Origin of the sequence: Streptomyces sp. NPDC051909, from assembly GCF_040681095.1 — a bacterium.
GTDB lineage: Bacteria > Actinomycetota > Actinomycetes > Streptomycetales > Streptomycetaceae > Streptomyces.
In genome coordinates this window covers 87,924-95,251 of record NZ_JBFAYA010000024.1, presented here as the reverse complement: position 1 = coordinate 95,251, position 7,328 = coordinate 87,924, and the positions used below count along the sequence as shown (strand labels likewise).

General features: G+C 74.2%; 7 protein-coding genes. 5 read left to right on the top strand and 2 right to left on the bottom strand.

Translation table 11 applies throughout. The features are described 5' to 3' along the window. Window positions 1–97 precede the first annotated feature (97 nt). A complete protein-coding gene (locus AB0M18_RS29820; protein WP_365763423.1) occupies window positions 98–373 on the bottom strand; it encodes an antitoxin in 276 nt (91 codons plus the stop codon). Between the two features lie 42 nt (window positions 374–415). After that, the gene (locus tag AB0M18_RS29815; protein WP_365763421.1) at window positions 416–676 is read right to left on the bottom strand and encodes a hypothetical protein; all 261 of its coding nucleotides are present in this window, start codon (window positions 674–676) and stop codon (window positions 416–418) included. A gap of 113 nt (window positions 677–789) precedes the next feature. Here AB0M18_RS29815 and miaA point away from each other — a divergent pair, with 113 nt between their 5' ends. The 5 genes from miaA to AB0M18_RS29790 all read left to right on the top strand — a co-directional run bounded on the left by miaA (window position 790) and on the right by AB0M18_RS29790 (window position 7,312). Further along, window positions 790–1,728, top strand: a complete 939-nt coding sequence (gene miaA / locus AB0M18_RS29810) for a tRNA (adenosine(37)-N6)-dimethylallyltransferase MiaA (RefSeq protein WP_365763419.1) — start codon at window positions 790–792, stop codon at window positions 1,726–1,728. Between the two features lie 108 nt (window positions 1,729–1,836). Beyond that, on the top strand, window positions 1,837–2,301 hold the full coding sequence (locus AB0M18_RS29805) for a hypothetical protein (protein WP_365763427.1): 465 nt from the start codon (window positions 1,837–1,839) through the stop codon (window positions 2,299–2,301). A 114-nt stretch (window positions 2,302–2,415) separates the two neighbouring features. Next, on the top strand, window positions 2,416–3,291 hold the full coding sequence (dapF, locus tag AB0M18_RS29800) for a diaminopimelate epimerase (RefSeq protein WP_365763417.1): 876 nt from the start codon (window positions 2,416–2,418) through the stop codon (window positions 3,289–3,291). A gap of 227 nt (window positions 3,292–3,518) precedes the next feature. Beyond that, window positions 3,519–5,663, top strand: coding sequence for an HD domain-containing protein (locus tag AB0M18_RS29795; RefSeq protein ID WP_365763415.1), 2,145 nt, complete (start codon window positions 3,519–3,521; stop codon window positions 5,661–5,663). A 92-nt stretch (window positions 5,664–5,755) separates the two neighbouring features. Continuing rightward, window positions 5,756–7,312, top strand: a complete 1,557-nt coding sequence (locus tag AB0M18_RS29790) for a M1 family metallopeptidase (RefSeq protein WP_365763413.1) — start codon at window positions 5,756–5,758, stop codon at window positions 7,310–7,312. Window positions 7,313–7,328 lie beyond the last annotated feature (16 nt).

Sequence of the window (7,328 nt, the reverse complement as noted above, 5' to 3'; positions counted from 1 at the left end):
CCCGTCGTCTTCGACTGGCCACCGCGCGGGGGCCCTTCGCCGTGCTCGACACCGTTCCCGAGGGACCCCGGCACGGCTTCCGATCTGGTGGCCCGGGTCAGGCGGCCGGCGGCGGGGGCGCGGGCGGGTCGGAGGGGCCCGCCGGGCCCTCGTCCTTGTGGGCGAGGCGGTCGATGGCGTGCTTCGCCTTGCCGGTGCCCGACTCGATCTTGTCGCTGTACTTGCCCTTGGTCTTCTCGTCGACCTTCCTGGCAGCCTTCTCCAGGCCGTGCTCCACCTTGTCTCCGTGCTTCTCGGCGAGGCCGGAGACCTGACCGGAGACCTTGTCCTTGGCCGGGCCGAGCTTGGCCTTCAGTGAATCCAGGAGACCCATGGGGTCACCGTCCCTCCGCGTTCCTCGTGCCCTCTTCGGGGCCTACTTGCGGGCGCCTTCGCCGGCCGCCCCGCTGTCCGCGGCCTCCTCCGCCGACTGCTGCTTCGGGATCTCCACCGTCCCGTCCTTCACCATCGGGGCGGGGTCCTCGGAGGCCGCGTCGGACACCTCGGCGGCGGGCTCCGGCGCCTCGGCCCCGGCCTCCGCCGTCTCCTCGGCCGCCTCCGTCTGCGTCTCCTCCGTCACGGATACGTTCTCCGCGGCGTCCTTGCTCTTACGGCGAAACAGTGCGAAAACGCCCATATCTGCTCCCTAGCCTACTCAGGGTCGTCACTTCGCAACAGGCAACGAAGCCGGGCGAGGGCCGTCACGTCGCTCATTCGGGGACACGCCCCGAGGTTTGCGAGACTGGGGCGGTGAGAAGTGCAGCTCCCGCCTCGCGGGTCATCGCCGTCGTCGGCCCCACCGCGGCCGGAAAGTCCGATCTGGGCGTCTTCCTCGCCCAGGAGCTCGGCGGCGAGGTCGTCAACGCCGATTCCATGCAGCTCTACCGGGGGATGGACATCGGCACCGCCAAGCTGACGACGGAGGAGCGCGGCGGCGTCCCGCACCACCTCCTCGACATCTGGGAGGTGACCGAGGCCGCCAGCGTCGCCGAGTACCAGCGGCTCGCCCGCGCCGAGATCGACCGGCTGCTCGCCGAGGGCAAGGTGCCGATCCTGGTCGGCGGCTCCGGCCTGTACGTGCGCGGGGCCCTGGACGTCATGGAGTTCCCCGGCACCGACCCCGAGCTCCGGGCCCGCCTGGAGGCCGAGCTGGAGGAGCGCGGCTCCGGCGTGCTGCACGCGCGCCTCGCCGCCGCCGACCCCGAGGCGGCCCGCGCGATCCTGCCCAGCAACGGGCGGCGGATCGTCCGTGCCCTGGAGGTCATCGAGATCACCGGCAAGCCCTTCACGGCCAACCTGCCGGGCCACGACTCCGTCTACGACACCGTGCAGATCGGCGTCGACGTCGCCCGCCCCGAGCTCGACGAGCGGATCGCCACCCGGGTGGACCGCATGTGGGAGGCCGGACTCGTCGACGAGGTGCGCGCCCTGGAGGCGCTCGGTCTGCGCGAGGGGCGCACGGCGGCCCGCGCGCTCGGCTACCAGCAGGTGCTCGCGGCGCTCGCGGGGGACTGCACCGAGGAGGAGGCCCGGGCCGAGACCGTGCGTGCCACCAAGCGCTTCGCACGTCGTCAGGACTCGTGGTTCCGGCGTGATCCCCGGGTGCACTGGCTCAGCGGGGCCGCCGAGGACCGCGGGGAACTCCCGGGGCGGGCCGTGACGTTGGTCGAACGAGCGGTCACAGCCTGATCACGTGATGGCATCGGGACGTCATGCGCGTCATTCCGGGGGTGCGGAGCGTGCCATCATCGAGCATCGATCGACCAAGTGGAGTCCGAGTTGGGAGGGCGCGTGGCGATGGAGGCCGGCCCTCGCGACACCGATCAGCAGGCCGCCGTCCGGGGTGAAGTCCCCGGTGAGGCGCCCGGTCTGACGCCGGACGGTCCGGACGAGGCCGAGGGCAGCGCCGTCGAGGTGGACGCCGCCGAGGTCGAGGTGGAACTGCGCCCGCAGCGCCGCCTGAGGATCTGGCAGCTCGCCCCGATCGTCGCGCTCGCGGCCGTCGGCTCGCTGATGTTCGCCTTCCCGCTCGCCTTCGGCTCGGGCGACGGCGGCGCCGTCGTCGCCATGCTCGGGCTGCTGATCAGTTCCTGCGCGGCCGGCTGGGGCATGATGGCGGCCCGCCGGGTCGGCTACACCTGGCCGGGCCTTCCGGTGCGGGGCTCCGGCGAGCGCCCGAACTGGCGCGCCCTCGCCCTGTACGTGCTCCTCAGCGGCGTCCTGGTCGCCCTGGCCGTCTGGCGCGTCGCCCGGCTCCGCTGAGCCCCCCCGGTCGCACACGGGACGGTTCGCCGCCCCGGGCCCCGCCCCCCCGCGCCGTACCGCATGCCGGGCCGTCCGGGCCCCTCGCCGTACCCGCCCCGTACAGTTGATCTCATGACCAGCGCGCAGACCTCGCCGCTCGCCTTCCTCAAGGGCCACGGCACCGAGAACGACTTCGTGATCGTCCCCGACGCCGACAACGCCGTCGACCTGCCCCCCGCCGCCGTCGCGCGGCTGTGCGACCGGCGGGCCGGGATCGGCGGGGACGGGGTGCTGCACGTCGTGCGCAGCGCCGCGCACCCCGAGGCGCGGGAGATGGCCGGCGAGGCCGAGTGGTTCATGGACTACCGCAACGCCGACGGCTCGGTCGCCGAGATGTGCGGCAACGGCGTCCGGGTCTTCGCCCGCTACCTCCAGCACGCCGGACACGTCACCGCCGGCGAGGTCGCCGTCGCCACCCGCGGCGGGATCAAGCGGGTGCACCTCGACAAGGACGGCTCCGTGACCGTCCGCATGGGCAGGGCCCTGCTGCCCGCGGACGGCGTCACCGTGACCGTGGACGGGCGCAGCTGGCCCGCCCGCAACGTGAACATGGGCAACCCGCACGCGGTCGCCTTCGTCGAGTCCCTCGACCACGCCGGCAACCTCTACGACGAGCCGCCGTACGAGCCCGCCGCCGTCTTCCCGGACGGCGTCAACATCGAGTTCGTCGCCGACCGCGGCCCCCGGCACGTCGCCATGCGCGTCCACGAGCGCGGCGCCGCCGAGACCCGCTCCTGCGGCACCGGCGCCTGCGCCGTGGCCGTCGCCACCGCCCGCCGGGACGGTGTCGACCCGGCCGAGACCGGCGCCCCCGTCACGTACACCGTGGACGTCCTCGGCGGCACCCTGGTGATCACCGAGCACCCCGACGGGGAGATCGAGATGACCGGCCCCGCGGTGATCGTCGCCGAGGGCACCGTCGAGCCCGAGTGGTTCGCCGGCTCCTGACGCCCGCCGCCCGCCGCCCGACGGGATGGACCCGAAGGGTGATCCGTTCCTTCTGAGACGGTTGGAATCGAAACCGTCAACGACTGATTCGTCCCTCGAATGGGTGATCCCGTTCACGCTCGGCGAGAGCGGGACTGCGCCACGTGGTGGGGTCGGTAGCATCAAGCACCGGCCCGCCGGGCACGCCTTGCCCGGCCTCCGCCGGTCGACGCCGCCGGAGGTGCCCCATGAGCGCAGAGGCCGCCAACCCCGTGAGCGACGCCGAGGCCGCCGGCCCGGACGCTCCCGGGCGCAGACGAGCCCGCCCCAGGATCGATCTGCGCCGCCTCGGCCGCGCCGCGCTGCTCGGCGCGACCGCCGGACCGGCCGCCCGCGACCGCCTGCCCGACGCCATCGGGCATGTCGCCGAGGCCCACCGCGCCCACCACCCGGACGCCGACCTGGCCGTGCTGCGCCGCGCCTACGTGCTCGCCGAGTCCTCGCACCGGGGCCAGTTCCGCAAGAGCGGCGAGCCGTACATCACCCACCCGCTCGCGGTCACCCTGATCCTCGCCGAACTCGGCGCCGAGACCACCACGCTGACCGCCGCGCTGCTCCACGACACCGTCGAGGACACCGAGGTGACGCTCGACCAGGTGCGCCGCGAGTTCGGCGACGAGGTCGCCTATCTCGTCGACGGCGTCACCAAACTGGAGAAGGTCGACTACGGCGCCGCCGCCGAGCCCGAGACCTTCCGCAAGATGCTCGTCGCCACCGGCAACGACGTGCGCGTGATGTCGATCAAACTCGCCGACCGGCTGCACAACATGCGCACCCTCGGCGTGATGCGCCCCGAGAAACAGGCCCGCATCGCCAAGGTCACCCGCGACGTCCTCATCCCGCTCGCCGAACGCCTCGGCGTCCAGGCCCTCAAGACCGAGCTGGAGGACCTGGTCTTCGCCATCCTCCACCCCGAGGAGTACGAGACCACCCGCGCCCTCATCGCCGGCACCCCCGGCGCCGCCGACGCCCTCGCCGGCATCGCCGAACAGGTCTCCGGCGTGCTGCGCGAGGCCGACATCGGCGCCGAAGTCCTCGTCCGGCCCCGGCACTTCGTCTCCGTCCACCGGGTCCGCCTCAAGCGCGGCGAACTGCGCGGCAGCGACTTCGGCCGGCTCCTCGTCCTGGTCGCCGAGGACGCCGACTGCTACGCCGTCCTCGGCGAGCTGCACACCTGCTTCACCCCGGTGGTCTCCGAGTTCAAGGACTTCATCGCCGCCCCCAAGTTCAACCTCTACCAGTCGCTGCACACCGCCGTCGCCGCCCCCGACGGCGCCGTCGCCGAGGTCCTCATCCGCACCCACCGGATGCACAAGGTCGCCGAGGCCGGCGTGGTCGCCCTCGGCAACCCGTACAGCGGGCCGGAGCCGGGCGAGCCCGCCGAGGACGGCGAGCGCGTCGACCCCACCCGCCCCGGCTGGCTCTCCCGGCTCCTCGACTGGCAGCAGTCCGCACCCGACCCCGACACCTTCTGGACCTCGCTGCGCGCCGACCTCGCCCAGGACCACGAGATCACCGTGTTCCGCACCGACGGCGGCACCCTGGGCCTGCCCGCCGGCGCCACCTGCGTCGACGCCGCCTACGCCGAGCACGGCGAGGCCGCCCACAGCTGTCTCGGCGCCCGCGTCAACGGCCGGCTCGCCCCGCTGAGCACCGTCCTCCACGACGGCGACACCGTCCAGCTGCTGCTCGCCCAGGACTCCACCTCCGGGCCCTCCCCGCAGTGGCTCGACCACGCCCGCACCCCCGCCGCCCGGATCGCCATCACCGGCTGGCTCCAGGCCCACCCCGAGGCCGCCAAGGTGCCCGCCGCCGCGCCCCGCCCGCCCGTCAGCGTCACCGCCGACCGGCGCACCGGCAGCCGGCTGCGCGCCGAGCTGCCCGGCGGACCGGACGGCGCCGCGCCCCCCGCCGTACGCCCCGCGGGCTGCTGCACCCCCGTACCCCCGGACGAGATCACCGGCTTCGTGGTCCGCGGCGGCGCCGTCACCGTGCACCGCACCGGCTGCGCCTCCGCCGACACCATGAGAGGCCTCGGCCGCGAACCCGTCACCGTGCACTGGGGCGACACCGCCGAATGCCGGGTCACCCTCGTCGCCGAGTCCTTCGGCCGCCCCCGGCTGCTCGCCGACCTCACCGAGGCCATCGCGGCGGAGGGCGTCGGCGTCGTCGCCGCCACCGTCGAACCGCCCAGCGAACAGCGGGTCCGCCACACCTACACCCTCCAGCTCCCCGACGCCGCCGGGCTGCCCGCCCTCATGCGGGCCATGCGCGACGTGCCCGGGGTCTACGACGTGAGCCGCGCCCAGCACCCCGCCACGCCCCAGATGTGAAGGCCGGCGGAGGCCCGCCGGGGATGACACCTTCGGGTGGCGTCCGCGCGCGCCGTACCGGGGAGCGGCCCCGGCCCTGGTAGCGGTAGCGCATGTCGCTCCCCTCCCGTGCCGTCCCCGCCCCGCAGCCGCCGCCCCCACGCGCGCGTGCGCCACGACCGGTCCCCCGACGGGCGCCACGCGCGCGTGCGCTGCGCTCCGCCGTGCTCGTCGCCCTCTCCGCGGGCCTGGTCGCCGCCGCCCTGCCCGCCCCCGCACCGCTCGGCATCGGCGACCCGCTCTTCCCGCAGCTGGGCAATCCCGGCTACGACGTCCTGTCGTACGACATCGCGCTGAACTACCCCGGCCGGAACGACCGGCCGCTCGCCGGAACCACCACCATCGAGGCGCTGGCCACCGACGAGCTGGAACGGATCAACCTCGACTTCACCCACGGCACCGTCTCCGCCGTCACCGTCGACGGCGAGCCCGCCGAGTTCGCGAGCAGCGGCGAGGACCTGGTGATCACCCCGGCCCGCCCGGTGGAGCCCGGCGAGGCGGTCGAGATCGCCGTCACCCACACCAGCGACCCCCGCGGCCCGGCCGACTCCGGCGGCTGGGTCCGCACCGGCGACGGCCTCGCGATGGCCAACCAGGCCGACGCCGCCCACCGGGTCTTCCCGTCCAACGACCACCCCTCCGACAAGGCGTACTTCACCTTCCGGATCACCGTCCCCGACCGCCTCACCGCCGTCGCCAACGGCCTGCCCCAGAGCCGGGAGCGGCACGACGGCAGCACCACCTGGACCTATCGCACCGTCCACCCCATGGCCACCGAGCTCGCCCAGGTCTCCATCGGCGAGTCGACCGTCGTGCACCGCCACGGCCCGCACGGCCTGTCCGTCCGCGACGTGGTCCCCGCCGCCGACAAGGAGCGCCTGGAACCCTGGCTGGCGCGCACCCCCGGACACCTGGAGTGGCTGGAGAGCCGGGTCGGCCCGTACCCCTTCGAGAACTACGGGGTGCTGATCGCCGACGCCGACACCGGCTTCGAGCTGGAGACCCAGACCCTGTCGCTCTTCGAGCGCCGCCTGTTCACCCAGCCCGGCTTCCCCGAGTGGTACGTCGAGTCCGTCATGGTCCACGAGCTCGCCCACCAGTGGTTCGGCGACAGCGTCTCCCCGCGCGCGTGGTCCGACCTGTGGCTCAACGAGGGGCACGCCACCTGGTACGAGGCCCTGTACGCGGAGGAGAACGGCGGACCCACCCTGGACCGGCGCATGAAGTCCGCCTACGCCGCCTCCGACCAGTGGCGCGCCGACGGCGGCCCGCCCGCCGCGCCGAAGCCGCCCGCCCCCGGCGAGAAGATCAGCCTCTTCCGCCCCGTCGTCTACGACGGCGCCGCCCTGGCCCTCTACGCGCTGCGCGAGGAGATCGGCACCGAGGCCTTCGACCTCCTCCAGCGCCGCTGGGTGGCCCAGCACAAGGACGGCACCGCCACCACCGCCGACTTCACCGCGCTGGCCGGCGAGGTCGCCGGGCGCGACCTGAGCGCCTTCCTGCACGCCTGGCTGTACGCGGCGAAGACCCCGCCCATGCCAGGGCACCCCGACTGGAAGGCGCGGCAGCCGATCTCCGAGCGGCCGCCGAAGGCGGCGAAACCGGGGTGACGGGCCCCCTCCGGCC

Excerpts from the sequence above, each read along its gene's own strand:
- AB0M18_RS29820 (WP_365763423.1), bottom strand. The coding sequence starts at position 373 with ATGGGTCTCCTGGATTCACTGAAGGCCAAGCTCGGCCCGGCCAAGGAC.
- AB0M18_RS29815 (WP_365763421.1), bottom strand. The coding sequence starts at position 676 with ATGGGCGTTTTCGCACTGTTTCGCCGTAAGAGCAAGGACGCCGCGGAG.
- AB0M18_RS29805 (WP_365763427.1), top strand. The coding sequence starts at position 1,837 with ATGGAGGCCGGCCCTCGCGACACCGATCAGCAGGCCGCCGTCCGGGGT.
- dapF (WP_365763417.1), top strand. The coding sequence starts at position 2,416 with ATGACCAGCGCGCAGACCTCGCCGCTCGCCTTCCTCAAGGGCCACGGC.
- AB0M18_RS29795 (WP_365763415.1), top strand. The coding sequence starts at position 3,519 with ATGAGCGCAGAGGCCGCCAACCCCGTGAGCGACGCCGAGGCCGCCGGC.
- AB0M18_RS29790 (WP_365763413.1), top strand. The coding sequence starts at position 5,756 with ATGTCGCTCCCCTCCCGTGCCGTCCCCGCCCCGCAGCCGCCGCCCCCA.